Origin of the sequence: Micromonospora sp. NPDC049801 (assembly GCF_040656575.1) — a bacterium.
In the GTDB taxonomy this organism is placed as follows: Bacteria; Actinomycetota; Actinomycetes; order Mycobacteriales; family Micromonosporaceae; genus Micromonospora.
Window position 1 is genome coordinate 1 of sequence record NZ_JBFAMS010000021.1, and the last position, 25,078, is coordinate 25,078.

A 25,078-nucleotide genomic window follows, 5' to 3' on the forward strand; every position below is an offset into this window, starting at 1 on the left:
GGCGCGGGGCGCGGGGCGCGGGGCGCGGGGCGCGGGGCGCGGGGCGCGGGGCGCGGGGCGCGGGGCGCGGGGTGATCAAGAGGTTTGCGTCACGACACGCCGTGCCCCGTGACGCAAACCTCTTGATCACCGCGCTGAGTCAGCTTCGCGCTGGCGTGGGAGGCGTGGGGGGCGGCGGGGGGGGCAGGGCGGGAGTGCCGTGGCTTGCGTGCGGGGTGGGTGGTTCAGGTGCCGACGGCTCGTTCGGCGAGGCGGGTCAGGTGGGCTTCGTGCAGCCGGCGCAGGGCGCGCACGCCGTCGACGGCCAACTCCTTGTCGGCCGCCTGGAGCGCGATCAACGGCAGCAGGTCGTCGTCGTGCAGTTCCAGGCTGGCCCAGGGCGCCCCGCGATCGAAGCGGACACCCCGGACGACCTCCCAGGGCAGCTCGTACGAGCTGATCACGTTACGCACCCGGATGCGCCGCTCGTCCGCTTCGATGCGCGGGCGGGTGAACAGCAGGAAGCCCAGTGCCCCGAAGATGCCGAGGCCGATCATGGCGATCTGGTCGCCGCGCTGGAAGCTGCCGTATCCGTCGCCGGTCGGCCCGCTCAGCGAGGTGGCGACCAGGGCGAACACCACCACCAGCACGATCGCCGCGGACCAGCACACCACCCGGATGCGGCGGGGCTTGAGGCGGACCAGCTCGGTGTCACTCACTCCCCCAGTCTGCCACTCACGTCCGCCCCACCCGCGCACCACCCGCCGAGGCGCCGCCCGTGATCCACCCGAGGTCAGCGAAGTGGGGGTGACCCGCGCGAGCGGACACCCCCACTTCCGCGATCTCGGGTGGATCAATACCCGTCAGAGGCGGCAGGCGTGGATGTTGGTGACCAGGATGGCGCGGGCACCCAGGTCGTACAGCTCGTCCATGATCCGGTGCACGTCGTCGCTGAGCACCATGGCCTGCACGGCCACCCAGCCCTCGCGGTGCAACGGCGAGACCGTGGGCGACTCGATGCCGGGGGTCAACCCGCTGGCCCGGTCCAGCAGACCGGCCGGCACGTCGTAGGCGAGCATCACGTAACGCCGGGCCACCAGCACGCCGTGCAGGCGACGCAGGAGCTGCTCGGCCTGCGTGTGGGCCGGCGCGCCGGCACGTCGCACCAGCACCGCCGACGATCGCAGCAGCGGCTCGCCGAACACGACGAGGCCCGCCTGACGCAGCGTCGCTCCGGTCTCCACCACGTCCGCGATCACGTCGGCCACCCCGAGGCGTACGGCGTTCTCCACGGCGCCGTCGAGGCGGATCACCTCGGCCTTGACGCCCGCCTCATCGAGGTGCCGCTCCACCAGCCCCGGGTACGCGGTGGCGATCTTGTGCCCGCCCAACTCCTGGACGGAGTCGATGTCGTCCGGGCGGGCGGCGAACCGGAAGGTGGCCCGCCCGAAGGCGAGGTCGACGACCTCCTCGGCGGGCGCGGCCGAGTCGATCAGCAGGTCACGGCCGGTGATGCCGAGGTCGAGATCACCGGAGCCGACGTAGGTGGCGATGTCCTTGGGACGCAGGTAGAAGAATTCGACGTCGTTGGCCTCGTCCCGGCAGACGAGGTCCTTGGGATCGGTGCGCTGGCGGTAGCCCGCCTCGCGCAGCATCTGGGCGGCCGGCTCGGCCAGGGTGCCCTTGTTGGGGATGGCGACACGCAGCATGACGGAGTGCTCCTTCGATCGGGTCTGATCAACGACGGGGCGCACTCACAGATGTCGGTAGACGTCCTTGAGCTCGAGACCGCTGGCGAGCATCAGCACCTGGACCTGGTAGAGCAGTTGGGAGATCTCCTCGGCGGTGCGCTGCGGCCCCTCGTGCTCGGCGGCCATCCACGACTCGGCCGCCTCCTCGACGACCTTCTTGCCGATGAAGTGCACGCCCTTGTCCAGAGCGGCGACGGTGCCCGAGCCCGGGGTGCCGGCGGCGGCCTTGGCCTGCAGCTCGGCGAACAACTCCTCGAACGTCTTCACGGGGAACGATTCTTCCAGCCGCCGGGCCACCACCGGACGTCCGGGTCCGGCCGAACCCAGCAGGCGGACAATTCCCTATCGTACCGGTGGGAAGATCTTCGATCGATGGCCGTGGAGCTTTACGCTGTCCGCCATGGCCAGCCGCTCACGTCTTCTCGCGCTCACCCTCGTCGGCGCCGTCGTCGGCGCCGTCACCGCCTGCGCGCCGCAGGACGAACCGACCCCCACCGTCACCGCCGCGCCGTCCTGCGTCAAGGACAGCCTGCCCACCCGTACGCCGGGCAAGCTCACCATCGCCACCGACCAGCCGGCGTACGAGCCGTGGTTCCGGCAGGACAAGCCGGAGAACGGCGAGGGCTTCGAGGCCGCCGTCGCGTACGCCGTGGCCGAGAAGCTGGGCTACGCGCGGGCGGACGTCGCCTGGACGCGGGTGAAGTTCGACACCGCGATCGCGCCCGGGGAGAAGACCTTCGACTTCGACATCAACCAGTTCTCGGTCACCGACGAGCGCAAGCAGGCGGTGGACTTCTCCGCGCCGTACTACCTGGTGCGGCAGACGGTCATCGCGCTCAAGTCGTCGAAGATCGCCGGCAAGAAGACCGTGGCCGACCTGAAGGGCGCCAAGCTCGGGGCCCAGGTAGGCACGACCAGCTACCAGGCGATCACCGACGTCATCAAGCCCACCGCGAAGCCGCAGGTCTACAACAGCAACGACGACGCCAAGAAGGCCCTGCAGAACGGGCAGATCGACGGTCTCGTGGTGGACCTGCCGACGGCCTTCTACATCACCGGCGCGGAGGTCACCGACGCGGTGATCGTCGGCCAGCTGCCACGGGTCGGCGTGCCGGAGGTGTTCGGGCTGCTGCTGGACAAGAACTCGCCGCTGACCCGCTGTGTGAGCGGAGCCGTCGGTCAGCTCAGCGAGGCCGGCACGCTCAAGGAGCTGGAGCAGAAGTGGCTCGCGCAGGTGGCGGGCGCGGCCGAGCTGACGTGACGCCGCGGGAAACCACCCCCGCCCTAGCGCCACGGGAGCACACCCCCTCGCCGGCCCAGGCGCGGCGAACGGCGTACCGGCGGCGACAGACCGTCTACAGCGTGCTGGTCGCGGCCTCCTCCACGGCGGCGCTCGGCACGTTGCTGGTCGTCGCGGTGACCGGCGCGCCGGGCTGGGACCGGGTACGGGAGTCGTTCCTGGACCCGAAGATCGCCGCCGACGCGCTGCCGACCGTGCTGGACGGGCTCTGGCTCAACGTACGGCTGCTGGTCTGCTGCGCGGCCGGCGCGCTGCTGTTGGGGCTGGTGATCGCCGTGCTGCGGACGCTGCGCGGCCCGATCTTCTTTCCGGTACGGGCGCTGGCCGCCGGCTACACGTACACGTTCCGGGGCCTACCACTGATCATCGTGCTCTACCTGCTCACCCTCGGCGTACCCGGGCTGCGGCTGCGGGGCATGCCGTCGGTGCTGGTGCTGGGCGGGCTGGCGCTGGTGCTCACCTACGGCGGCTACCTCGCCGAGGTGTTCCGGGCCGGCATCGAGTCGGTGCACCCCAGCCAACTCGCGGCGGCCCGGTCGCTGGGCCTGACCTACCGGCAGACGATGCGGCACGTGGTGCTGCCGCAGGCGGTCCGCCGGGTGGCGCCACCGCTGCTCAACGACGTGGTGGCCCTGCAGAAGGACGTCGGGCTGGTCTCGCTCGCCGGCCCGATCGACGCGGTCCGGGCCGCCCAGATCGCCACCGCCCAGACGTTCAACTACACGCCGTACATCGTGGCGGGCGTGCTGTTCGTGCTGCTCGCGATCCCGCTGATCGCGGTCACCGACTGGGTCACGCTGCGCTCGGCCCGCCGCCAGTCGGGAGGCTGACCATGACGCTGCTGCGCTGCCGGGGGCTGCGCAAGGAGTTCGCCGGCCACGTCGTGCTGGACGGGCTCGACCTGACGGTCGCCGAGCACCGGGTGGTGGCGCTGATCGGGGCGTCCGGGTCGGGCAAGTCCACGCTCCTGCGGTGCGTGAACCTCCTCGACGAGTTGGACGACGGGACGATCGAGCTGGACGGGGAGGACATCTCCGACCCTCGGGTCGACGCCGACCGGGTACGCCGGCGGATCGGCATGGTGTTCCAGGCGTACAACCTGTTTCCGCACCTGAGCGTGCTGGACAACATCACCCTCGCACCCCGGCGCGTACACCGGCGGGCCCGCGCGGAGGCCGAGGCCCAGGCCCGCGACCTGCTCGACCGGGTGGGTCTGGGCGCGAAGGCGCACGCCTTTCCGGACGCCCTCTCCGGCGGGCAGCAGCAGCGGGTGGCGATCGTCCGGGCGTTGGCGAACTCGCCCCGGCTGATGCTGCTCGACGAGGTCACCTCGGCGCTGGACCCGGAACTCGTCGGCGAGGTGCTGACGATGATCCGGGACCTGAAGGCCGACGGGATGACCATGGTGCTGGCCACCCACGAGATGGGCTTCGCCCGGGAGGTCGCCGACGAGGTGTGCTTCCTCGACGCGGGGCGCGTCGTCGAGAGCGGCCCGCCGGAGCAGGTGCTCGGCGAGCCGACGCAGCCCCGTACCCGGCAGTTCCTGCGCCGGATCATCGAGGCCGGCCGGCTCTGAGACAGGCCGGCCGCCGCCGAGAACCCGGCCGCCACCGGAGACAGGCCGGCCGCCGCCGAGAACCCGGCCGCCACCGGAGACAGGCCGGCCGCCACCGGAGACAGGCCGAGCGGGTCAGCCGGCGAAGCCGACCCGCTGCGCGTTGCCCGCCGCGACGGTACGCACGGCCAGCGCGGCGTCGAGCGCCGCGACGGTCGCCGCCCAGCCCTTGTCCTCCGCCGAGCCGGGCAGGCCGGCCCGGTCCCGGGCCTGCTCGATGGTCTCCACGGTGAGCACACCGTGGGCGACCGGCTTGCCCTCGTCCAGCGCCACCCGGGTCAGCCCGTCGGTGACCGATCGGCACACGTAGTCGAAGTGGGCGGTCGCGCCGCGGACGACCACGCCGAGCGCGACCACCACGTCGCAGCGGCGGGCGAGGGCCTGGGCGACGACGGGCAGCTCGACCGAGCCGGCGACGCGGGCGACCACGGATCGCGCGCCGCACGCCTCGGCGGCGGCGACCGCGCGCTCCAGCATGTGGTCGGTCAGGTCGCCGTGCCAGCGCGCGGCCACCACGCCGACGGTCAGCCCTGCGGCGTCCACCGCGTCGACTCCCGGCTCACCGAAACCCGCCATCGTCATGCTCCGATCTCGTCGTTGGCGACCGGACGCCCCAGCGGCGCCTCGGACACCTCGTCCAACTCGTCCAGCAGGTGACCCATCCGGTCCCGCTTGGTGCGCAGGTAGCGCAGGTTCTCCGGGTGCGCGCCGGCCGGCAGGCTCTCGCGGCCGGTGATGGTGAGCCCGTAACCCTCCAGCCCGGCCCGCTTGGCCGGGTTGTTGGTGAGCAGTCGCATCGAGCGCACGCCCAGGTCGTAGAGGATCTGAGCGCCGGTGCCGTAGTCGCGGGCGTCGGCCGGCAGGCCCAGGTCGAGGTTGGCGTCGACGGTGTCGCGGCCCTGGTCCTGCAACTGGTACGCCTGGAGCTTGTGCAGCAGCCCGATGCCGCGTCCTTCGTGGCCGCGCACGTAGAGCACCACGCCCCGGCCCTCACGGGCGACCCGGGCCAGCGCGGCGTCCAACTGCGGCCCGCAGTCGCAGCGCAGCGAGCCGAACACGTCCCCGGTCAGGCACTCGGAGTGCACCCGGACCAGCACGTCCTGGCCGTCGCCGAGGTCTCCGATGACCATGGCCACGTGCTCGGCCGGGTCGTGCTCGGCGCGGTAACCCAGCGCGCGGAACACCCCGTGCCGGGTGGGCATCCGAGCCTCGGCCACCTGCTCGACCTGCTTCTCGGTCCGCCGCCGGTAGGCGATCAGGTCGGCGATGGTGATCAGCACGAGGCCGTGTTCGGCGGCGAACTTCTCCAGGTCCGGCAACCGCATCATGGTGCCGTCGTCGTTGACCAGCTCGCAGAGCACGCCCGCCGGACGCAGCCCGGCGAGCCGGGTCAGGTCGATCGCCGCCTCGGTGTGGCCGGGCCGGCGCAGCACCCCGCCCTCGCGGGCGCGCAGCGGCACCACGTGCCCGGGACGCGCCAGGTCCGTCGGGTCGGTGGCCGCGTCGGCGAGCAGTCGGATGGTGTGCGCGCGGTCGGCCGCCGAGATGCCGGTGCTGACCCCCTCCCGGGCGTCGACGGTCACCGTGTACGCGGTGCCGCGCCGGTCCTGGTTGGTGTGGTGCATGGGCGGCAGGTCGAGGCGGTCGGCCTCGCTCTCGGTCAACGGCACGCAGACGTACCCCGAGGTGTAGCGCACCATGAACGCCATCAGCTCCGGCGTGGCCAGCTCGGCCGCGAAGATCAGGTCGCCCTCGTTCTCCCGGTCGGCGTCGTCGACCACGACGACCGGCCGTCCGGCCGCGATCTCGGCGATCGCCTGCTCGATGTCGGCGAAGCTCATGCCGCCACTCCGCTTCGCCGAACGGTCCGAGCCCCGGCCGGGTCGGTCTGGCCCGGCACGGCCACGCGGCCTCGGCCGGGGGTCGGACTGTGAGCAGTGGCGTCATGAGGCACCATGGCGCTTGACCTGATGATTCGCTCGCTTTGCTCGCTCATGCGACGGCCTCCGTGTAGGTGGGTGGGAGCGCGGCGGCCGGGCGGGTGGCGCGCGACGTGTGCCACCAGGCGGCGAAGCCCCAGGCGCAGAGGGCGCCGTAGATCAGGTACATGGCCGCCGACGGGTAGAACCCGCCGCGCAGCAGCAGCGGCACGCCGACGGCGTCCACCGCGATCCACACCAGCCAGAACTCGACCCAGCCGCGGGCCATGCCGTAGGTGGCGAGCAGACTGCCGGTGAGGATCCAGGCGTCCGGCAGCGGACCCCAGGAGCCCAACGCCTTGAGCAGCGGGTACGCCGCGGCGGTGCCGACGACGGCGGCCAGCAGCAGGGCGAGCCGTTCCCGCCCGGTGGCCCACCGTGGCAGCACCGCGGCGTGCTGGGCGTCGGCCCGACGGTTGCGCTGCCAGCGCCACCAGCCGTAGACGCTCACCGCGAAGAAGAAGACCTGCCGGCCGGCCTGCCCGTACAGGTCGTGGGCCTGCGGGGTGGCGAACACGCCGCCGAGGAAGACGGTGAACAGCAGCGCGTTCCCGATCATGCCGACCGGCCAGGCCCAGACCAGCCGGCGCAGCCCGAGCAGCGCCGAGATCAGGCCGAACGCGTTGCCGACGATCTCCCGGACCAGCACCGGCGAGCCGGCCACCTGCACCTGGGCGTCGAGGAGCCAGCCGAGGGCGCCCATCAGGCCACCTCGTCGGTCTCGGCGAGCCGACTGCCCAGCAGCCGCTCGACGTACTTGGCCACCACGTCGACCTCAAGGTTGACCGGGTCACCGACGCCCTTCGCGCCGAGGGTGGTCAGCTTGAGGGTGGTCGGAATGAGCCCGACGGCGAACTCGTCGACGCCGACGGCTGCCACGGTCAGCGACACGCCGTCGATCGTGATCGAGCCCTTCTCCACCACGTACCGCGACAGGTCGGCGGGGAGCCGGAACCGCACGGTCTCCCACTGCTCGGCCGGTTCGCGGGAGATCAGCTCGCCGACACCGTCGACGTGCCCCTGCACGAGGTGCCCACCGAGGCGGCTGCCCAGCGCGGCGGCCCGTTCCAGGTTGACCGGGTCGCCCGCGTGCAGCGCGCCCAGCGCGGAGCGGCGCAGGGTCTCGCCCATGACGTCGGCGGTGAAGACGCCGTCGGCCGCGTCCACGACGGTCAGGCAGACACCGTTGACGGCGATGGAATCACCGTGCCGGGCGTCGGAGGTGACGAGCGGGCCCCGCACGGCGATCAGCGCGGAATCACCCGCCGTGGCCGTGACGCGCACGATCTCGCCCAATTCCTCGACAATGCCGGTGAACATGTCAGCCCTCCCTCTTTCGGGGCAAAGCGGTGATCCGGAGATCCGGACCGACCTGCGTAACGTCGACGAGCTCCAGATCGATGGCCTCAGCGATGGTCGTCACTCCCGCGTCGACCAGGGCGGTGGGGCCGGCGCCGAGCAGCCGCGGCGCGACGTACCCGACGATCTTGTCCACCAGGCCGGCGGCCAGGAACGCGCCGGCCAGCCGGGGCCCACCCTCCAGCAGCACGGCGCGGACGCCGCGCTGGTGCAGCGCCGCGAGCAGCGCCGGCAGGTCGACCCGGCCGTCCTTGCCCGCGCCGACCTCGGCGGCGGTCGCGATCCACGTCCGCGCGGCGCCGTCGCGGACCCGGGCGTCCACCGGGGTACGCCCCGAGCTGTCCACCACGACCCGCAGCGGCTGCCGGATGGCCAGGCTGCCGTCGCGCAGGTTGCGGGCGGTCAGGCGCGGATCGTCGGCGAGCACGGTGCCCACCCCGGCGATGACCGCGTCGACAGTGCCGCGCAGCGCGTGCACGTCGATCCGGGCCGCCTCCGAGGTGATCCACATGCTGGTGCCGTCCTCGGCGGCCGACCGGCCGTCGAGGGTGGCGGCGTACTTCCAGATGACGTACGGCCAGCCACGGCGCATCGAGGTCAGCCAGGCCACGTTGCCGGCCTCGGCCTCCTCGCCGCGTACTCCCAGGTCCACCTGGACGCCGGCGGAGCGCAACGTGGCGGCGCCGCCGGTGGCCACCGGATTAGGGTCCGGTACGGCGATGACCACCCGGCCCACGCCGGCCTGGACAAGCGCGGTGCTGCAGGGGCCGGTGCGGCCGGTGTGGTCACACGGTTCCAGAGTGACGACCGCGGTGCCGCCCTTGGCGCGCCGGCCGGCCTGGGCCAGCGCGACGATCTCGGCGTGCGGTCCGCCCGCGTACGCGTGGAAGCCCTCGCCCACGACCTGGCCGTCCGCGTCGAGCAGCACGCACCCGACCACCGGGTTGGGGCTGGTGGTGCCCAGCCCGCGCGCCGCCAGCTCGATCGCACGCCGCATCGCCTCGTCGACGGAGACGCTGGCCATCGCCCTGTCCTGCCCTCTCACTCGCCTCATCGCGCGGGCGGTCAGGGAGGCGGTATGGACCGCGGGCAGGCGGCGGCGGATTCCGGGTACGGCACAGCCGCCCCGGTTGGGCGGCACGGCACGCTGAAGCCAGCGGCCGGCTCGGACCCGTCCGTCCCGCGCGCTGTCTCCCATCCGGACTGTCTGGGCGCGGACGAGCCGCACCCAACCGTCGGCCCCGGATTTTCACCAGGTCCACCGGGCGGCAGAGCCGTCCGGGTCGCGGGCTGACCACGGTTGGACCGTGGATCACCGCCGGTTCGGAATTTCACCGAGTCCCGCCAGCGCGTGGTGGGTACTTCGCAGTCTTACACGCCGAACCCGGCGTGTCGTTATTCAGGCGAGCTACTTCACAGCGGGATCACGCGTCAGGTGACGCCGCGCCGCCGGTCCACGGCGACATACGACCCCGGTTGGCTCTTGGCGACCGTCTTCATCTCCGAGGCCACCGCGATGGCCTCGAGCGGGTCGGTGAACCGCTTGCCGGCGTCGGACAGCGAGACGCCGATCGAGAGCGTGACCAGGGCCGCCCGGCGGATGTTGCCGCGCCGGTCCTTCAGCTCGACGAAGCCGCGCTCACGGTCGGTCGCGTCGTAGAGCGTGTCGGCGGACTTCTCGAAGTCGACCACCGCCCGAGAGGTGAGCGGGCGGACCTGGTCGGGCGCGCAGACGATCACGAAGTCGTCGCCGCCGACGTGGCCGAGGAAGGCCGGCGGCAGCCCCACCGCCACCACGGCCCGGTGCAGGCTGCGGGCCAGGGCGGAGATGAAGTCGTCGCCCCGGACGAAGCCGTACCGGTCGTTGACGCTCTTGAACCGGTCGATGTCGATGTAGCCGACCGCGTAGTCCACCCCCTGCCGGACCCGGTCGCTGATCTCCCGCCGGATGCGACTGTTGCCGGGCAGTCCGGTGAGCGGGGACACCTCCCGGAACTCCTTGTTGCGCCGCAGCGTCGAGGAGACCCGGGCCACCAGCTCGGCGGTGTCGAACGGTTTGACCAGGTAGTCGTCCGCGCCCGCGCTGAGCCCGTGGACCTTGTCCACGGTCATCCCCTTGGCCGTCAGCATGATCACCGGCAGGGCGGAGGTCATCGGGTCGGCGCGCAGCCGCCGGGTCAGCTCCAGCCCGTCGATGCGGGGCATCATGAGGTCGACCACGGCGAGATCCGGCCGCTGGCGCTCGATGACCTCCAGGGCCTCCTGACCATCGCTGGCGTGGATCACCTCGAAGCCGTGCAACCGCAGGTTGAACTCGACGAACCGGGCGATGTCCTCGTCGTCGTCGACGACGAGGATGACGTCCTTGCGGTCGACCTCGGGCTCCATCTCAGGCCTCGGGCGCCGCGCGTTCCGCCAGCGCCCGCAGGTGCCGTACCGCCTCCGCCGGGTCGGCGGCGCCGTAGACGGCGGTGCCGGCCACGAACGCGTCGGCGCCGGCCGCGGCCGCCTGCTCGATGGTGTCGGCGGCGATCCCGCCGTCCACCTCGATGCGCAGCTCCAGGTGCCCGGCGTTCACGTGCCGACGGGCGGCGCGGACCTTGTCCAGCAACTGCGGGATGAACCGCTGGCCGCCGAAGCCCGCCTTGATCGTCATGATCAACAGGGTGTCGAAGCTGGGCAGCAGGTCCAGGTACGGCTCGATCGGGGTGTCCCGGTCGATGGCCAGTCCAGCCTTCGCGCCGGCCGAACGCAGGTCCTTGGCCAGGGCCACCGGGTCGTCGGCCGCCTCGACGTGGAACGTGACGTTGTACGCCCCGGCGTCGGCGTACCCCGGGGCCCACCGACGCGGGTCGGAGATCATCAGATGCACGTCGAACGGCATCGTGGTGGCGGCCCGCAGGCTCTGCACCACGGGCAGCCCGATGGTCAGGTTGGGCACGAAATGGTTGTCCATCACGTCCACGTGCAACCAGTCCGCGGCGTCCTCGACGGCACGGACCTCTTCGGCGAGGCGAGCGAAATCGGCGGCCAGGATGCTCGGCGCGACGATTGGCGGCGGTACGGTCACGGGGCCAGTGTACGAACGCGGCCACCCGCCGCCCGCAGCACGGCACCAACTCCGACACGCTGTGATCCACCAGTGACCAGTAGTGCAGAATAAACCGGTCCGGATCCTCGAATCCGGACGAACAGACATCAGTGGCTGGCCGATCGACCCAAACGCGACGACACTCCAAGCGGGACGGTGCCGTAGGCTGCACGCCCGCCGGGGTCGCGCCACGGGGCGCGGCGACCGGTCGCCAGCTCCCGGGAGGGCGGACGATGCGACGGTGGCTTGCAGCGCTGGCGCTGGTCGGCGTCACGACGATGCTGCTGTCCGGCTGCGCGCCGGCACGCGGCGCGGACGGTGATCTCACCGACGACTGGCCGGAGTTGCGGGTTCCCCGACCGTTCACCCCGGCCACCGACACCTGCCTGCCCAGGATCACCGCGGTCGTGCAGGCCAGCACGTACGAGACCGTCGACTGCGCCCGCAGCCACCTCGCCGAGGCGATCCACGTCGGCACGTTCACCGGCCCGGCCGCGCGGGCCGGTGCCCGGCCGGGCCCGGGTTCGACCGCGCTGCGCGCGGCCCGCGCCGAGTGCGACCAGCGGGCCCGGGACGTGCTCGGCGGTGACTGGCACACGGCCCGGCTCACCCTGACGCTCTCGCTGCCCACGGCGCCGGCGTGGACCGGCGGCGCACGCTGGTTCCGCTGCGATCTCAGCGAGACCGACAGCATCGACAACACCCGCCCGGTGAACCGCGTCGGCAGCCTGCGTGGCGCGCTGATCGGCGACAGCCCGCTGACCCACCGCTGTTTCGACCCCAAGCTGATCGGCGACAACCTCAACTACATGGCCCCGGTGCTCTGCACCGAGCCGCACCGCGCCGAGTTCGTCGGCGTCTACGAGGAGAAGGACCTGAGCTGGGCGGCCTTCACCCGCTCCGGCGAGCAGGCGCACCGGCGCTGCATGGCGCTGATCGCCGCGTACGTGGCCGTGCCCAACAACAGCGAACTGCCGTACCGGGCCGGGTCCATCTACTACCCACCGTCGCAACGGGAGTGGGAGGAGGGCGACCGCGGGGTGCGCTGTTTCCTGTGGAGCGACGACCGGAAACTCACCCGTTCGATGCGCGGCGCCGGCCCCGAGGGACTACCCGCGATCTGACCTACGGTGCCGTATGCTGCTGCGCCGTGGCGTTACCGGCCGGCTGGAGGTCGACCGGAGGTCACCGGCGGCGGGAGGTCGAAGATGCGACGGTGGTTGACGGCGATTGCCGGAGGCGCGGCGGTGGCCCTGGCCCTCACCGGCTGTGGCACGCCCACCGGAGTTGACCGGAACCTCACCGACGACTGGCCGGCGCCCGTGGCGGCGCAGCAGTTCGTTCCCGCGGCCGGTGTCTGCCACCACTCCTTTCAGCAGGTCGGGTTCCTCAGCGGCTACAACCCGATGGAGTGCAGCGAGGCGCACCGGGTGGAGACGATCCACGTCGGCACGCTCACCGGTCCCGGCGCGGAGCGCGGCACCACCCCACCCCCGGGCTCCGAGGGCATGCGGGCCGCACAGGCCGGCTGCGAGAAGGAGGTCACCAAGGCGGTCGGCGGCGACTGGCGCTCCGGACGCCTGGGACTGACCGTCGTGCTGCCGTCGGCGCCCGCCTGGGCCGGCGGCGCCCGCTGGTACCGCTGCGACGTCACCGAGATCGCCAGCATCGACGACACCGCCGTCGACCTGCGCACCGGCAGTCTGCGGGGCGCGCTGGCCGGCGCGGCCCCGCTGGCCTACCGCTGCTTCAACCCGAAGCTGGTCAAGGACGACATCGAGGCGATGGTGCCGGTGTCCTGCACGGCGAAGCACCACGCCGAGTTCGTCGGGATCTGGCGTGCCCCGGACATCAGCTACGCGGAGTTCAACCGCACCACCAAGCGCACCCACCGCGCGTGCCAGTCGGTCACCGCCAAGTACGCCAAGGTGCCGGACGACTCCAAGCTCGACTTCCGCGCCGGGACGATCTACTACCAGCCGTACGAGCAGGAGTGGAAGAACGGCAACCGTGGGGTGCAGTGCTTCCTGTGGATCAGCGACCGGAACCTGACCCGCTCGATGCGCAACGCCGGCAACAAGGGCCTCCCCATCACCTGACCCCCCTCTCGCTGAGCTGAAAGGAAGGGCCCCTTGTTAACGCCTGGCGTATAACAAGGGGCCCTTCCTTTCACTTAGCGGGGCGGCTCAGCCTCGGCGCAGGACGGCGAGGAACATCGCGTCGGTGCCGTGCCGGTGCGGCCACAGCTGCACGGTGGGGCCGTCACCCAGGCCGGGCATGCCGGCCGGCAGCAACGGTCGGGCGTCGACGAAGTCCACCGCCACGCCGCTGCGACGGGCCGCCTCGGTGACCGTCACGTGGGTCTCCACCGTGTGCGGCGAGCAGGTCACGTAGGCGACCAACCCGCCCGGCCGGACCGCCCGCAGCGCCGCGCCCAGCAGCTCGCGTTGCAGCCGGGTCAGCGGCGGCAGGTCCGACGGCTGCCGCCGCCAGCGCGACTCGGGACGCCGGCGCAGCGAGCCCAGCCCGGTGCACGGCGCGTCCACCAGCACCCGGTCGAAGTGGCCCTCCGGCAGCTTCGGGTCCGCGCCGACCTCACGACCGTCCATCGCGAGCACGGTCACCGGCAGGCCCCGGGTCGCCTGGGACACCAGCCGGGCCCGGTGCTCGGCCACCTCCACGGCGGTCAGGCGGGCGCCCCGCTGCGCGGCCAGCGCGCCGAGCAACCCGGCCTTTCCGCCGGGACCGGCGCACAGGTCCAACCAGCGCCCGTCCGGGCCGTCCAGCGGCGCGTCGGCGAGCGCGGCGGCCACCAGTTGGGAGCCCTCGTCCTGGACGTGGGCGCGGCCGTCGACCACCGCCGCCACGTCGCCCGGGGCGCCGCCGGGCAGATAGACGGCGTACGGGGAGAAAGCGCCGGGCGCCCCGCCGACCGCGTCGGCCAGCTCGACCGGATCGATCAACCCGGGTCGGGCGCACAGGTGCACCGGGGGACGCTCGTTGTCCTCGATCAGGAGTCGGGCCGTCTCGCCCAGGTCGCCGCCGAGCGTCTCGGAGAAGGCCCGCACGATCCACTGCGGGTGGCTGTAGGCCAGCGCCAGGTGCCCGACCGGGTCGGTCTCGATCGGCGGCGCGAGTTTGGCCACCCACCCGTCGATGTCACGGGTCGACACCTCGCGCAGCACCGCGTTGGCGAACCCGGCCGCGCCCGGCGCGACCGAGCGGACCAGGTCCACGGTCGACGACACGGCCGCGTGCGGGGGCACCCGCGTGTGCAGGAGCTGGTACGCCCCGATCCGCAGCGCGTCGCGTGCCGGCGGGTCGATCCGGGCCACGTCCCGGCCGGCCGCGTCGCTGAGGATCGCGTCCAGCGTGCCCAGGTGACGCAGCGTGCCGTAGGTCAGCTCGGTGGCGAAGGCCGCGTCGCGGCCGTACAGCCCCTCCTCGCGCAGGATGGTGGGCAGCACCAGGTTGGCGAAGGCGTCGTCGCGGTGCACGGCGGCGAGCGCCTCGTACGCCGCGCGGCGCGGCCGGTCCAGCGGCGGTCGCGCCGGCCGGCGGTCGCCACCGCGGCCGGTCGACGGACCGCCCCGGTATGGACGCGTCCCCTCCGGGGCCGTCACGCGAGTCCCTCGCCGGCGCTGACGCGGACGCCGCGCGCCCAGTCGGTGGCCGCCATGGCCCGCTTGCCCGCGGCGCGGACCTCGCCGAGGCGCACCGGCCCGGTGGCCGTGCCGGCCAGCACGCGGGTCTTCTCCACCAGCAACTCCCCCGGTTTCAGGTCCGGGCCGTCGGCCACCGTCACGACCGGGCCGAGCTTCACCCGCTCGTCGCGGAAGGTCGTCCACGCGCCGGGCGCCGGCGTGCAGGCGCGGATGCGCCGGTCCACCGCGAAGGCCGGGTCGCCCCAGCGGACCCGGGCGTCCTCCACGGTCAGCTTCGGCGCGAGGGACACCCCGTCGGCCAGCTGCGGCTCGGCGCGGGCGGTGCCGTCGGCGATCGCGTCGAGCACCGCCACGAGCAGCCCCGCGCCACTGTCGGCGAGGCGTTCCAGCAGGTCGCCGGAGGTGTCGCCGGGACGGATCTCGTCGGTCAGGGTGCCGTAGACGGGCCCGGTGTCCAGGCCCTGCTCCAACTCGAAGACGCTGGCCCCGGTCAGCTCGTCGCCGTGCAGCACGGCGTGCTGTACGGGTGCGGCACCCCGCCAGGCCGGTAGCAGCGAGAAGTGCAGGTTGATCCAACCGTGGCGGGGGATCTCCAGCGCGGACGGCGGCACCAGCGCGCCGTAGGCCACCACCGGCACACAGTCCGGGGAGAGCGCGCGCAGCCGGTCGAGGAACTCCGGGTCGCGGGGTCGGGCCGGCGTGAGCACCTCCACGCCGTGCTCGTCGGCCCAGACGCCGACCGGGGAGCGGGACAGGCCCCTCCCCCGTCCGGCGGGCGCGTCGGGTCGGGTGACGACGGCGACCAGTTCGTGCTGGGAGGCCGCGACGGCGGCCAGGGCCGGTACGGCCACCGCCGGAGTGCCGGCGAAGATCACGCGCATCCGGGTCACCGACCCAGACCGAAGGGGTCGCTGATGTGCGGGCTCAGCTTGACCGTGGGCGGGGCCGAACCGTCGTACCACTCGGCCTGGCGGATCGCCTTCATGGCCTCCTTGCGCCCCTGCGCGTCCAGTCGGTCCAGGAAGAGCACCCCGTCGAGGTGGTCGGTCTCGTGCTGCACGCAGCGCGCCATCAGGCCGCTGCCGACGATCTGCATCGGGTCGCCGAACGAGCTGAAGCCCTTGGCGACGACGTTCTGCCGACGCTTGGTGTCGAAGTAGAGCCCGGGGATCGACAGGCAGCCCTCCGGGCCGTCCTGCTCCTCCTCGTCGGGGAACTCCAGCACCGGGTTGATCAGGTGCCCGAGCACGTCGTCGACGTCGAAGGTGAACACCCGCAGGCTCACGCCGAGCTGCGGCGCGGCCAGACCGGCGCCGTTCTGCTCCCGCATCGTGTCGGTGAGGTCGGCGACGAGCCGACGTAGCTCGGCGTCGAAGTTGACCACCGGATCGGCCGGCGTGCGCAGCACCGGATCCCCAAAAAGACGGATGGGCTGGACGGTCACGCGGGACGGCTCCTTCGTCGGACGGGCGAGCGGTGCCGTACCAGTCTACGGAGTGCCCGGCAGCGCTCCGGCCGGCGTACCTCGATCGGCCGGGGCCGGTGTGCCCAGCGTCACCAGCAGGCTCTCGTAGCCGCGCAGGGTCAGCCGGGTCCGGTGCCGGGGCGGCTCGGCCAGTGCCAGCTCGGGCAACCGGCGCAGCAGCAGCGGGAACGCCAGCTGCGCCTCCAGCCGGGCAAGGCCGGCGCCGAGGCAGTAGTGCGGACCGGCACCGAAGGACAGCGGGTGCGCCTGCTCACGCGTGGGGTCGAAACGCTCCGGGTCGGTGAAGCGGCGGGGGTCGCGGTTGGCCGCGCCGAGCAGCAGCAGCGCCGTGCTGCCGGCCGGCAGGTCGAGCCCGCCGCAGCGCACCGGCGCCGCGCTGGTCCGGGTGGTCAGCTGCACCGGGGAGTCGTAGCGCAACAGCTCCTCGACGTACGCCGGGACGAGCCCGGGGTCGGCGCGCAGCGCGTCGGCGTCGTCGGGGTGGCGCAGCAGCACGACGAGGCCGTTGCCGAGCAGATTGGTGGTGGTCTCGAAGCCGGCCACCAGCAGCACCACCAGGTTGGCCAGCAGTTCGTCGCCGGTGAGCCGCTCGCCGTCGGCGTCGTGGACCTGGACCAGCGCGGTGGTCAGGTCATCGGCCGGTTCCCGGCGCCGGGCGACGATCAGCTCGACGAAGTAGTCGCGCAGCTCGGCTGCGCCCGCGTCGGCGACTGCCAGCTCCTCGGTGGTGATCTCCGGCTCCAGCACCCCGGTCATGTCGCCGGCCCAGCGGCGGAACAGCGGTCGGTCCTGCGCCGGCACGCCGAGCAGCGCGCAGATCACCCCGACCGGGAGCGGGTACGCGAAGTCGGCGAGCACGTCGACCGGCCGGCCGTCCTCGGCGCGCTCGATCATCGCGTCGAGCAACTCCTCGGCCTGCGCCCGCACCACGTCACGCATCCCGGCGATCCGGCGCGGACTGAACACCCCGGCGGCGAGCCGACGCATCCGGCTGTGGTCGGGCGGGTTGGTCCGCAGCATGGACCGGGCGATCGACTTCATCGCCGGGCTCTGCCGCCAGTTCGGCCACACCTGGTCCCGCAGCGCGTCGTCGAGCACCACGAGCCGGGGGTCGCGCAGCAGCTCGTCGACCTCCGGGTAGCCGGTCACCACGTACAGGCCGGGCAACGCCTCGACCACCGGACCGTGCGAGCGCAGCCGCTCGTACGTCGGGTACGGATCGACGCGTCCCTGCGGCGACATGAGCAGTGTGAGCGCCTCGGCAGCCTCCATGGTCGGCCTCCCCGTCGATGCGTGGAAGGCTCCATCATCCCGGTGCCGCCGCCGGAAGGCATCCCCTGCCCGGCGCTCGTCAGCCCCCGGCGGTCGCCGCCGCGGCCAGCAGGGCACGGACCCGCTCGGCGTCGGGATGGCCGAGGTCGTCGAGGATGCGCAGGGCACGCCGCCAGGTCCGCACCGCGCCGACGGTGTCCCCCGCCGCCTGGCGGCTCTCGCCGAGCCGGGACAGGGTGTCCGCCTCGTCGTACCGGTCGCTGATCCGCCGGTAGAGCCGGAGCGCCCGCCCGTAACAGCGGATCGCCTCGGCGTGGTCGCCCAGGCGGGCGTGGATGAAGCCGAGGCTGTCCCAGGTGTTCGCCTCACCGTGCCGGTCGCCGGTGCGGCGCAGCAACGTCAGCGCCTGCCCGCAGTGCGTGAGCGCCGGGGCGTACTGCCCGAGCTGGGCGTGCGCCCAGCCGACCGCGTTGCGGGCGCTCGCCTCCCCGGCGAGGTGGCCGGCGTCGCGGTACAGCGCCAGCGCCCGCTGCCCGTGCTCCAGCGCCTCGGCGTGCCGGCCGAGGCCGTCGAGCATCGCGCCGAACGCCCGGTGGGTACGCGCCTGCCCGGTGTGGTCACCCAACGCCCCGAAGATCGCCAGGGCGTGCCGGTAGTTGCTCGCCGCCTCGTCCACCCGACCCAGCCGGGACAGCACCCGGGCGAGGTCCCGGTGGGCGTTCGCCTGCCCGAGTCGGTCGCCCGCCCGGCGGGCCCCGGCCAGGGCGGTCCGCTGGGCGGCGGCGAGGTCCGGCCACCGCCCCCGGCGTTGCAGGAAGTCCACCAGCGTCCACGCCAGCTGCCAGGCGTGGCTGTCGAACCCGACGCGCCGGGCGTGCGCGACGGCCGCCAGGAGCACCGGGTACTCGGTGGTGAACCAGGCGAGCGCCCGCCCGTGGTCGATGATCTCCTCGGGCCGCACACCGGGGGCGACCGGGGCCAGGGTGACCGGATCCCGGCCCGGTTGCAGCAGCAGCGCGGCCGCGTGGGCGGTGTGCAGGTAGTGGTCCAGTCCACGCCGGATCGCGGCCCGTCGGGCGCCGGCCGGTTCGAACCGCTCGGCCTGCTGGACGGCGTACGCCCGGAGCAGGTCGTGCGCGCCGAACCGACCGGGTGCGTGCTCGGTGACGAGGTGCGCGTGGGCCAGCTCCGCCAGCAGTCGGGGCGCCTGCTCGCGGGGCACCCCGGCCAGGCTGGCCGCCGCCGCCACGCCGATGTCCGGGCCCGGGTGGCAGCCGAACAGCCGGAACAGCCGCGCGGCCGGGGGCGTCAGGCTCCGGTAGGACCAGGAGAACACGGCCTGCACGTCGGTGCCGGCGTCACCGGCGTCGAACGATTCCAACGGGTGGGGCGCCTCGCGCAGCTCGGCCGCGAGGCTGGCCAGGGGGAAATCGGGATTTGCCGCGCCCCGCGCGGCGAGTACCGCCAGCGCCAGCGGCAACCGCGCGCACCGCTCGATGATCTCGTCCACCGCCCCTGGCTCGAGGGTCAGCCGGTCCGCGCCGAGCCGGCGGGCCAGCAGCTGCCACGCCTCGGCGGCGCTGAGCAGCTCCACGCCCACCGGCCGGGCGCCCTCGGCGGCGACCAGACCGGCCAGGCGGTTGCGGCTGGTGACCAGGACCAGGCAGGTCGCGCTGCCGGCCAGCAGCGGCCGGACCTGCTCGGCGTCGCGGGCATTGTCCAGCAGCACCAGCATCCGACGGCCGGCGAGCAGGCTGCGGTACAGGCCCACCTGCGCGCTCAGGTGGGTGGGGATCCGTTCGGGCGGCACCGCGAGGGCCTCGAGGAACCCCCGGACCGCCTCGACGGGCGTCACCACCGTGCCGGTGGCGTCGAATCCTCGCAGGTCGACGTAGAGCTGACCGTCCGGGAAGCGGTCGGCGACCCGATGCGCCCAGTGCACCGCCAGGGTGGTCTTGCCGACCCCGGCCGTACCGGACAGGGTCACCACCCCGGCGGGCGCCACGCCGCCGTCGTCGGCGGCGTCCGGGCTGGCCCAGGCGGTGTCGAGCTGCGCGAGCTGGGCGGTACGTCCGACGAATCCGGGCAGCGCCGGGGGCAGTTGACGGGGTACGGGGAGGCGGTTCGACGTCGCGGCGACCCGTGCGCCGCCGCCCTGGGGGCGCGCCGCCCCGGCGCCCGCCCGTACGTCGGTCGCGTGGTCGCCGGTCGGGCGTCGGCGTCGCTCCTCGATCCGGTCCCGCGCGGTGGCCAGCACACCCTGCTCGGTGGGGCTCGCGCCGAGCAATCGGATGAGCGCGTCGAACCGCTCCGGCGGGGGCAGGACGTTACCGGCGAAGTACTCCCCGATGATGCCGCGTGACCAGCCGGTCTTCGCCGCCAACTGCCGGTATGTCAGCCGGGTCTCGCCCTGCTGCCGTGCTTCGCGGCGGCGAAGTTGGCGCAGCAGACCGGCCAGATCCGGCAGGGTCTGCGCCGCGGCGGCACGGCGTGCCACGTCGCACCCCCCGGGCGACTCCTGGGCCCCGGCACGAACGCCGGGCGGAATCCACTGGTCGGACATGCGGCCCCCACCCCCTCCCGGTCACCCGGCGCCCCGGATGCCGACACGGGCAGGCTAGACGCGGCTACCAGCGGTGAGATAGGAGATCGCCGATGTCTGACAGTTCACATCGGACCTTTCGCCGTCCGGTGGTGTCCGACCGTGTCCAATCCCGTCCAGGATCGCCGTCCGGATCGGACGTCGCGTGCCACCGTCCCTGGTGCGGGCCCGGCCCGCGCCACGAACCCTGGGGAAGGGGTACAGATGATCCGTCCACACCCGAACGCCCGACGGTCCGCGTCGATGCTGCGTCGCATCGCCGTGGCTGCCTGCGGCCTCACGCTGCTCGTCACGGGCGTGACCGCCACGTCGGCCACCGCCGCGCCGAAGGGCAAGGCCACCACCACCGGATCGTTCGTCGACAGCACCGCGGTGCCAGGCGGCTTCGCCTCCTGGTCGGAGCTGCTCCAGTTGCAGCAGCGGATGAACACCGCCGCCGCCCAGATCACCAACGCCGCGCAGCGCAGCGCGAACTCCGGCTTCGCCGGCATCGTCGCCGATCCCGCCACCCGTCATCTCCAGGTCTACTGGAAGGGCGAGCCGCCGGCCCGACTGGTGGCCAACGCCCGGGCCACCGTCGCGACGACGGTGCTGCCCGCCACGTACTCGCAGCGGGAGCTGATGGTCGCGGCCGACAAGCTGCGCGCCACGGCCGGCGACAAGATCACGACGGTGGGGCCGCGCGCCGACGGCGCCGGCCTGCTCGTCGGTACGCAGAGTGGGCTGCTCGGGGCGACGGCTCTCGCCGGCGTTCCGGTGACCGTCCAGACCGGCGTCGCCGCCGCTCCCGCCACCCGGTGGGACGACAGCCCGCCCTGGTGGGGTGGCGCCGCGTGGCGCAACACCTCCACCGGTGGCGGCTGCTCGACCGGCTTCGGCGTCTACCAGGGCGGGGTGTCGCGGGTACTCTCCGCCGCGCACTGCGCCAACCTCAACGTCGTGGCGGCCGACCCGACCGGGCAGACCATCGGCACCGTCATCAGCCGCAACGTCAGCAGCGACAGCCTGCTCATCGCGGGCAGCGGCGGCGGCCGGGTCTTCAACAACAGCACGGACGCGAACGGCGCGGTGGTCAGCGAGTTCAGCAACCAGGTGATCGGCGCGCAGGCCAGCCAGGTCGGCAACTGGGTGTGCAGCTCCGGCGCGTACTCCGGCACCCGGTGCTCGATCCAGGTGAAGGCCCGCAACCTGTGCATCAACGTGCGCAACTTCGGTACGGTCTGCGGTCAGGTGCAGGCCGAGAACACCGCCCACACCAACGCCGTCGGCCAGGGTGACAGCGGCGGCCCCGTGGAGATCGTGAACGCGGCGAACACCCTCCAGGTCTGGGCGACCGGCACCAACACCGCCATCGACGACACCAACACGACGACGGCGTGCACCGGCTACGTGACCGCCGGGCGGGTGTGCGCCTGGCGGTTCTACTACGAGGACATCTTCTCCGGCATGGCCGGCGTGGGCGCCTCCGGAGTCGTCCTGGGCTGACGCCTCCGCACGACCATCGTCCAACCCGACACCCGGGCCGGCGCGCGTCTCGCGCGCCGGTCCGGCGTCGCGCTCAGGCTGCGCCTAGGCGCCGACGCCCGTGTCCGCGGCGAGCACGGCGTCGCCGCGGAGCAGCGCCGGCTCCGGCAACGGCAGGTGGATCTTGTGGGCGGCCTCCCAGTCGTAGACCAGGCCCGGCCGCACCTGAGCGGCGAAGTAGTCCACGGCGCTCATCCCGCCGACCACCGGCTCGTCGACCTCGGCGACGAGCTGCGCCGGCACCAGGGAGAAGCCGTTCTGCAGGGCGGCGCTGAGCCGCCGGTGACCGTCGACGACGAAGAAGTACTCCCCCGTGAAGCCGATCTTGAGCGGCTCCAACGACTCGTCGCCGGCCTCGGCCACGTCGCCGACGAACTCGCTGTCCCAGAGGCCACGCAGGGTGGCGATGTCCTCGGTCGGGTAGACCCGCGCCGGATCCAGCAGCAGCAGCGGCGGGCCGTCGCGCAGCACCTCGGCGCCGAGCGTGCCCTCGTACGCGGCGACGATGTGCTCGACCACCTCGGCGGCGGAGGCCCGGGTGGTGTCACAGATCAGGTCGTAGTTGCGCAACCGCGCCTTGTCCACCCCGTAGCGGAGGATGAACCGGCTGCGCTCGCTGGCGCTGCGCTCGCGGAGCTTGGCCTTGGCCTCCTCGTGCGAGGCGTAGCTCTCCGCCGGGCCGGACGGGCGGGCCAGCACCCGGCGGGCCGCCTCACCCGGCTCGGTGATCATGTGCACCTTGAGCGCGTCGGTGAAGAAGTGCCAGGCCAGCCGCGAATCCATGATCAGGTGTTCGCCGGAGGCGGCGATGTCGCGCTGGAGCTGGTCGACGTACCCGTCGACGGCCTGGTCCAGTTCGGCGTGCAGGTTGAGTTGCAGGGCGGTCATCTGCCGCTGCTGCGCCATCTCCCGATAGAGATCACCCACGCTGACCCGGCGCATACCGAGCCGCTTGGCGATCTCCACCGACACCGTGCTCTTGCCGCTGCCGAGGTCGCCGTTGAAGACGATCGATTGTCGAACGGTCACGACTGGTCCACCCCTGATAACCGGCTTCCTGACATCATCGACAGCCCGAGCATGACGGGCGATGCTACCACCTCGTCACCAGCGTTCTGCCGGACGCGGTGTGCGGGCACCGGTCGCCGCGCCCGCCTGCCACCGCCCGCGAAACGGTCAGAACAGGCTCAACGGATCGACCTGGAGACGAACCGGCTCGGCGGCCTTGCGGGCGGCGCGCACCCCGGCAGCCGAGTGCAGAGCCTCGGCGAGCGCGGCGGCCCGTGCCCGGGGCACCCGCAGCAGCATCCGTTCGCGCCCTTCCTCGGCCGGCACGGGCCCGAGCACCTCGGCGTCGGCGGGCAATCGCGCCGCGTCGAGCAGGTCGGCCACCGCCTCGGCCGGGCCGGTGACGCTCGCCATCCGTACCGCCGGTGGGAAGCCCAGCTCGCGGCGCTCGGCCAGCTCCCGACCGGCGAACCAGGCGGCGTCCCAGCGCAGCAACGCCTGCACCGGGGCGAGCGCGCCGTCGGCGACGACCACCACGCGGCCGGCCGGCGCCGGGCGGGCCAGCGCCGCCGCGGCCAGCCAGCGGCGCAGCGCCTCCTCGCCGGCACGCAGGTCGGCCCGGGTCAGCAGGGCCCACGAGTCGAGCAGCAGCACCGCGCCGTAGCCGCCGGCCGCGACCGGTTCGGCACCGGGCGTGGCGACGACCAGGGCGGCCGTGCCGGGCACGTCGGTCAACACCTCCTCGCGCCCCGAGGTCCGCACCGGCACGTCGGGGAACGCCCGGCCCAACTCCTCGGCGGTACGCCGGGCGCCGGTGACCGCCGCCCGCAGCCGCCGCCCGCCGCACTGGGGACAGGCGTACGCGGCGGCGACCCGGGCGCACCACCGGCAGGCGGGAGTGCCGCCGGCCGACGGCAGGGCCAGCGGGCCGGCGCAGTGCGCGCAGCGGGCCGGGGTGCGGCAGTCGGCGCAGGAGACCGAGGGCAGGTAGCCGCGGCGGGGTACCTGCACGAGCACCGGCAGGCCCGCCCGGAGCGCGTCGCGGGCGGCCGTCCAGGCCAGGCTGGGCAGCCGCGCGGTGGCCGCACCGGGATCACGGGCGAGCTGCGGATCGTCCCCGGTCGGCGCGATGGCCGGTATCCGCGCCCGCACCGTCGCCCGGTCGGCGACCACCTCCCGGGCCCAGCCGGTCTCCAGCAGCAACTGCGCCTCGGCCGTACGCGCGTACCCGCCGACCAGCGCTGCGGCCTCGCCGAGCCGCGCTCGGGTGAGCAGTACGTCGCGGGCGTGCGGATAGGGCGCGCGGGGTTCGGAGTGCAGGTCGTCCCCGTCGTCCCAGACGGCGACGAGCCCGAGCCGGCGCACCGGGGCGAACATCGCCGCCCGGGTGCCGATGACCACCGGCACCTGCCCGCGACGGGCGGCGAGGAACGCCCGGTAGCGCCGGGCCGGCCCGAGGGCGGCGGAGAGTGCGACGTGCCGCCCGGGGCCCAGCACGTCGGTCAGCGCCGCGTCGAGACGGTCGAGGTCGCGCGCGTCCGGCACGACGACCACCGCGCCGCGCCCACCGGCGACGGTGGCGGCCACGGCGTCGGCGTAGCGGGCGGCCCAGTCCTCGCCGGGCAGGGCCGACCAGACCGCACGGGCGGGCCGGCCGTCGGTGAGCGCCCGCAACAGCGCCGGCCCGGCCGGATAGTCCCGCCATCCCCTCGGGTCGACCGACTCCCCCGGTGCGGCGGAACCTTCCGGCACCCCGGACTCCCCGGGCACCGCCGGTCCACCAGGCACCGTCGGTCCGCCAGGCACCGCCGGCCCGCCACGCACCGCCGGCCCGGCGGCATCATCGGACTCGGCCGGACCGTCGGCCACGGCTGTCGCGGCGGCATCACCGGACTCGGCGGTACCGTCTGGCACTGCCGTCACGGCCGCACCGCCGGACTCGGCCGCACCGCCGGGCGCAGCCGCACCGCCCGGCGCAGCCGCACCGCCGGGCGCAGCCGCACCGCCGGGCGCAGCCGCACCGCCGGGCGCGGCGGGCTCGGCGGGTTCGGGGGCCGGGGCTGGCAGGTCCGCGGGGGGCTCCTTCTCGACACGGGCGTGTCGGGGTGGCACGGCGAGCCGGAGGACGTCGGCGAGGTTGCCCGCGTACCGGTCGGCGACCGCGCGGGCCAGACGGGCGACCTCGGGGGTCAGCACCGGCTCGGGCGAGACGACCTTCTCCAGGTAGGCGAGGCGGCCGGTGTGCCCGGAGTCGTCCGCCCGGGACAGCAGCCAACCGTCGACCAACTGCCCCGCGAAACGCACCTTGACCCGGGTGCCGGGCACCGCCACGTCGTCCAGCTCGGCCGGCACGAGGTAGTCGAACGGGCGGTCCAGGTGCGCCAGCGGCACGTCCACGCAGACGCGCGCGACCGGCGACCCTGGTGCGGGTCGCCGGTCGCTACGCC

The 25,078-nt window shown here is 73.6% G+C and carries 23 protein-coding genes and 1 riboswitch; of the genes, 6 read left to right on the forward strand and 17 right to left on the reverse strand.

Annotated features, from left to right (window positions below):
- Window positions 1–224 precede the first annotated feature (224 nt).
- The 3 genes from AB0I89_RS29350 to AB0I89_RS29360 all read right to left on the reverse strand — a co-directional run bounded on the left by AB0I89_RS29350 (window position 225) and on the right by AB0I89_RS29360 (window position 1,997).
- Complete coding sequence (locus AB0I89_RS29350) at window positions 225–698, reverse strand: PH domain-containing protein (protein WP_357133387.1); 474 nt, start codon at window positions 696–698, stop codon at window positions 225–227.
- A gap of 144 nt (window positions 699–842) precedes the next feature.
- A complete protein-coding gene (hisG, locus tag AB0I89_RS29355) occupies window positions 843–1,688 on the reverse strand; it encodes an ATP phosphoribosyltransferase (RefSeq protein WP_357133389.1) in 846 nt (281 codons plus the stop codon).
- 45 nt (window positions 1,689–1,733) lie between these two features.
- Entirely contained in the window at window positions 1,734–1,997 is a 264-nt protein-coding gene (locus tag AB0I89_RS29360) for a phosphoribosyl-ATP diphosphatase (protein ID WP_089016570.1), read from the reverse strand.
- A 133-nt stretch (window positions 1,998–2,130) separates the two neighbouring features.
- Between AB0I89_RS29360 and AB0I89_RS29365 the strand changes: the two genes are divergently transcribed.
- Genes AB0I89_RS29365 through AB0I89_RS29375 form a run of 3 tightly spaced genes read left to right on the forward strand, consistent with a single transcriptional unit; the run spans window position 2,131 to window position 4,606 of the window.
- A complete protein-coding gene (locus AB0I89_RS29365) occupies window positions 2,131–2,991 on the forward strand; it encodes an ABC transporter substrate-binding protein (protein ID WP_357133391.1) in 861 nt (286 codons plus the stop codon).
- Window positions 2,988–3,860, forward strand: coding sequence for an amino acid ABC transporter permease (locus AB0I89_RS29370; protein WP_357133393.1), 873 nt, complete (start codon window positions 2,988–2,990; stop codon window positions 3,858–3,860). Before AB0I89_RS29365 ends, AB0I89_RS29370 begins: the two co-directional genes overlap by 4 nt.
- A 2-nt stretch (window positions 3,861–3,862) precedes the next feature.
- Window positions 3,863–4,606, forward strand: a complete 744-nt coding sequence (locus tag AB0I89_RS29375; RefSeq protein ID WP_357133395.1) for an amino acid ABC transporter ATP-binding protein — start codon at window positions 3,863–3,865, stop codon at window positions 4,604–4,606.
- 114 nt (window positions 4,607–4,720) lie between these two features.
- Here AB0I89_RS29375 and ribH read toward each other — a convergent pair whose 3' ends face one another.
- The 7 genes from ribH to rpe form a co-directional block, all read right to left on the reverse strand.
- Window positions 4,721–5,221 carry a 6,7-dimethyl-8-ribityllumazine synthase gene (ribH, locus tag AB0I89_RS29380; protein WP_355053145.1) on the reverse strand — a complete coding sequence of 167 codons (501 nt, stop codon included), beginning with the start codon at window positions 5,219–5,221 and terminating at the stop codon, window positions 4,721–4,723.
- Window positions 5,222–5,223: 2 nt separating this feature from the next.
- On the reverse strand, window positions 5,224–6,486 hold the full coding sequence (locus tag AB0I89_RS29385; protein ID WP_357133397.1) for a bifunctional 3,4-dihydroxy-2-butanone-4-phosphate synthase/GTP cyclohydrolase II: 1,263 nt from the start codon (window positions 6,484–6,486) through the stop codon (window positions 5,224–5,226).
- Window positions 6,487–6,637: 151 nt separating this feature from the next.
- The gene (gene pnuC / locus AB0I89_RS29390; protein WP_357133399.1) at window positions 6,638–7,327 is read right to left on the reverse strand and encodes a nicotinamide riboside transporter PnuC; all 690 of its coding nucleotides are present in this window, start codon (window positions 7,325–7,327) and stop codon (window positions 6,638–6,640) included.
- A complete protein-coding gene (locus AB0I89_RS29395) occupies window positions 7,327–7,944 on the reverse strand; it encodes a riboflavin synthase (protein ID WP_357133401.1) in 618 nt (205 codons plus the stop codon). The genes pnuC and AB0I89_RS29395 overlap by 1 nt, the downstream gene beginning before the upstream one ends.
- Window position 7,945: 1 nt before the next feature.
- The gene (gene ribD, locus AB0I89_RS29400; RefSeq protein WP_357133403.1) at window positions 7,946–9,007 is read right to left on the reverse strand and encodes a bifunctional diaminohydroxyphosphoribosylaminopyrimidine deaminase/5-amino-6-(5-phosphoribosylamino)uracil reductase RibD; all 1,062 of its coding nucleotides are present in this window, start codon (window positions 9,005–9,007) and stop codon (window positions 7,946–7,948) included.
- 158 nt (window positions 9,008–9,165) lie between these two features.
- A riboswitch (FMN riboswitch) is annotated at window positions 9,166–9,336 on the reverse strand.
- Between the two features lie 78 nt (window positions 9,337–9,414).
- Window positions 9,415–10,371 carry a response regulator gene (locus AB0I89_RS29405; RefSeq protein ID WP_357133405.1) on the reverse strand — a complete coding sequence of 319 codons (957 nt, stop codon included), beginning with the start codon at window positions 10,369–10,371 and terminating at the stop codon, window positions 9,415–9,417.
- Window position 10,372: 1 nt separating this feature from the next.
- Window positions 10,373–11,053 carry a ribulose-phosphate 3-epimerase gene (gene rpe, locus AB0I89_RS29410; RefSeq protein WP_357133407.1) on the reverse strand — a complete coding sequence of 227 codons (681 nt, stop codon included), beginning with the start codon at window positions 11,051–11,053 and terminating at the stop codon, window positions 10,373–10,375.
- Window positions 11,054–11,307: 254 nt separating this feature from the next.
- Here rpe and AB0I89_RS29415 point away from each other — a divergent pair, with 254 nt between their 5' ends.
- Together AB0I89_RS29415 and AB0I89_RS29420 are read left to right on the forward strand one after the other, a co-directional pair.
- Window positions 11,308–12,198: a septum formation family protein gene (locus tag AB0I89_RS29415; protein ID WP_357133410.1), complete on the forward strand. Its 891-nt coding sequence runs from the start codon at window positions 11,308–11,310 to the stop codon at window positions 12,196–12,198.
- Between the two features lie 84 nt (window positions 12,199–12,282).
- Entirely contained in the window at window positions 12,283–13,173 is an 891-nt protein-coding gene (locus AB0I89_RS29420; RefSeq protein ID WP_357133412.1) for a septum formation family protein, read from the forward strand.
- Between the two features lie 87 nt (window positions 13,174–13,260).
- On the opposite strand, the gene AB0I89_RS29425 is transcribed toward AB0I89_RS29420, so the two are convergent.
- The 5 genes from AB0I89_RS29425 to AB0I89_RS29445 all read right to left on the reverse strand — a co-directional run bounded on the left by AB0I89_RS29425 (window position 13,261) and on the right by AB0I89_RS29445 (window position 20,060).
- A complete protein-coding gene (locus AB0I89_RS29425; RefSeq protein WP_357133414.1) occupies window positions 13,261–14,697 on the reverse strand; it encodes a transcription antitermination factor NusB in 1,437 nt (478 codons plus the stop codon).
- The gene (gene fmt / locus AB0I89_RS29430) at window positions 14,694–15,620 is read right to left on the reverse strand and encodes a methionyl-tRNA formyltransferase (protein ID WP_357133416.1); all 927 of its coding nucleotides are present in this window, start codon (window positions 15,618–15,620) and stop codon (window positions 14,694–14,696) included. The genes AB0I89_RS29425 and fmt overlap by 4 nt, the downstream gene beginning before the upstream one ends.
- A gap of 5 nt (window positions 15,621–15,625) precedes the next feature.
- Window positions 15,626–16,183, reverse strand: coding sequence for a peptide deformylase (gene def, locus AB0I89_RS29435; RefSeq protein WP_355243190.1), 558 nt, complete (start codon window positions 16,181–16,183; stop codon window positions 15,626–15,628).
- 45 nt (window positions 16,184–16,228) lie between these two features.
- The gene (locus AB0I89_RS29440) at window positions 16,229–17,497 is read right to left on the reverse strand and encodes a cytochrome P450 (RefSeq protein WP_357133419.1); all 1,269 of its coding nucleotides are present in this window, start codon (window positions 17,495–17,497) and stop codon (window positions 16,229–16,231) included.
- Window positions 17,498–17,576: 79 nt separating this feature from the next.
- Window positions 17,577–20,060, reverse strand: coding sequence for a tetratricopeptide repeat protein (locus tag AB0I89_RS29445; protein WP_357133421.1), 2,484 nt, complete (start codon window positions 20,058–20,060; stop codon window positions 17,577–17,579).
- A gap of 243 nt (window positions 20,061–20,303) precedes the next feature.
- On the opposite strand from AB0I89_RS29445, the gene AB0I89_RS29450 reads away from it, so the two are divergent.
- Window positions 20,304–21,584, forward strand: coding sequence for a hypothetical protein (locus AB0I89_RS29450; protein WP_357133423.1), 1,281 nt, complete (start codon window positions 20,304–20,306; stop codon window positions 21,582–21,584).
- A gap of 84 nt (window positions 21,585–21,668) precedes the next feature.
- Here the strand turns inward: AB0I89_RS29450 and AB0I89_RS29455 are convergent, their stop codons facing one another.
- Window positions 21,669–22,652 carry an AAA family ATPase gene (locus AB0I89_RS29455; RefSeq protein WP_357133425.1) on the reverse strand — a complete coding sequence of 328 codons (984 nt, stop codon included), beginning with the start codon at window positions 22,650–22,652 and terminating at the stop codon, window positions 21,669–21,671.
- 147 nt (window positions 22,653–22,799) lie between these two features.
- Window positions 22,800–25,016: a primosomal protein N' gene (locus AB0I89_RS29460; protein WP_357133518.1), complete on the reverse strand. Its 2,217-nt coding sequence runs from the start codon at window positions 25,014–25,016 to the stop codon at window positions 22,800–22,802.
- Window positions 25,017–25,078: the final 62 nt, after the last annotated feature.

Bases quoted from the DNA above. Each gene is read 5' to 3' on its own strand.
- hisG (WP_357133389.1), bottom strand. From the start codon at position 1,688: ATGCTGCGTGTCGCCATCCCCAACAAGGGCACCCTGGCCGAGCCGGCC.
- AB0I89_RS29365 (WP_357133391.1), top strand. From the start codon at position 2,131: ATGGCCAGCCGCTCACGTCTTCTCGCGCTCACCCTCGTCGGCGCCGTC.
- AB0I89_RS29375 (WP_357133395.1), top strand. From the start codon at position 3,863: ATGACGCTGCTGCGCTGCCGGGGGCTGCGCAAGGAGTTCGCCGGCCAC.
- ribH (WP_355053145.1), bottom strand. From the start codon at position 5,221: ATGGCGGGTTTCGGTGAGCCGGGAGTCGACGCGGTGGACGCCGCAGGG.
- AB0I89_RS29385 (WP_357133397.1), bottom strand. From the start codon at position 6,486: ATGAGCTTCGCCGACATCGAGCAGGCGATCGCCGAGATCGCGGCCGGA.
- pnuC (WP_357133399.1), bottom strand. From the start codon at position 7,327: ATGGGCGCCCTCGGCTGGCTCCTCGACGCCCAGGTGCAGGTGGCCGGC.
- AB0I89_RS29395 (WP_357133401.1), bottom strand. From the start codon at position 7,944: ATGTTCACCGGCATTGTCGAGGAATTGGGCGAGATCGTGCGCGTCACG.
- ribD (WP_357133403.1), bottom strand. From the start codon at position 9,007: ATGGCCAGCGTCTCCGTCGACGAGGCGATGCGGCGTGCGATCGAGCTG.
- AB0I89_RS29405 (WP_357133405.1), bottom strand. From the start codon at position 10,371: ATGGAGCCCGAGGTCGACCGCAAGGACGTCATCCTCGTCGTCGACGAC.
- AB0I89_RS29415 (WP_357133410.1), top strand. From the start codon at position 11,308: ATGCGACGGTGGCTTGCAGCGCTGGCGCTGGTCGGCGTCACGACGATG.
- AB0I89_RS29420 (WP_357133412.1), top strand. From the start codon at position 12,283: ATGCGACGGTGGTTGACGGCGATTGCCGGAGGCGCGGCGGTGGCCCTG.
- fmt (WP_357133416.1), bottom strand. From the start codon at position 15,620: ATGCGCGTGATCTTCGCCGGCACTCCGGCGGTGGCCGTACCGGCCCTG.
- AB0I89_RS29440 (WP_357133419.1), bottom strand. From the start codon at position 17,497: ATGGAGGCTGCCGAGGCGCTCACACTGCTCATGTCGCCGCAGGGACGC.
- AB0I89_RS29445 (WP_357133421.1), bottom strand. From the start codon at position 20,060: ATGTCCGACCAGTGGATTCCGCCCGGCGTTCGTGCCGGGGCCCAGGAG.
- AB0I89_RS29450 (WP_357133423.1), top strand. From the start codon at position 20,304: ATGATCCGTCCACACCCGAACGCCCGACGGTCCGCGTCGATGCTGCGT.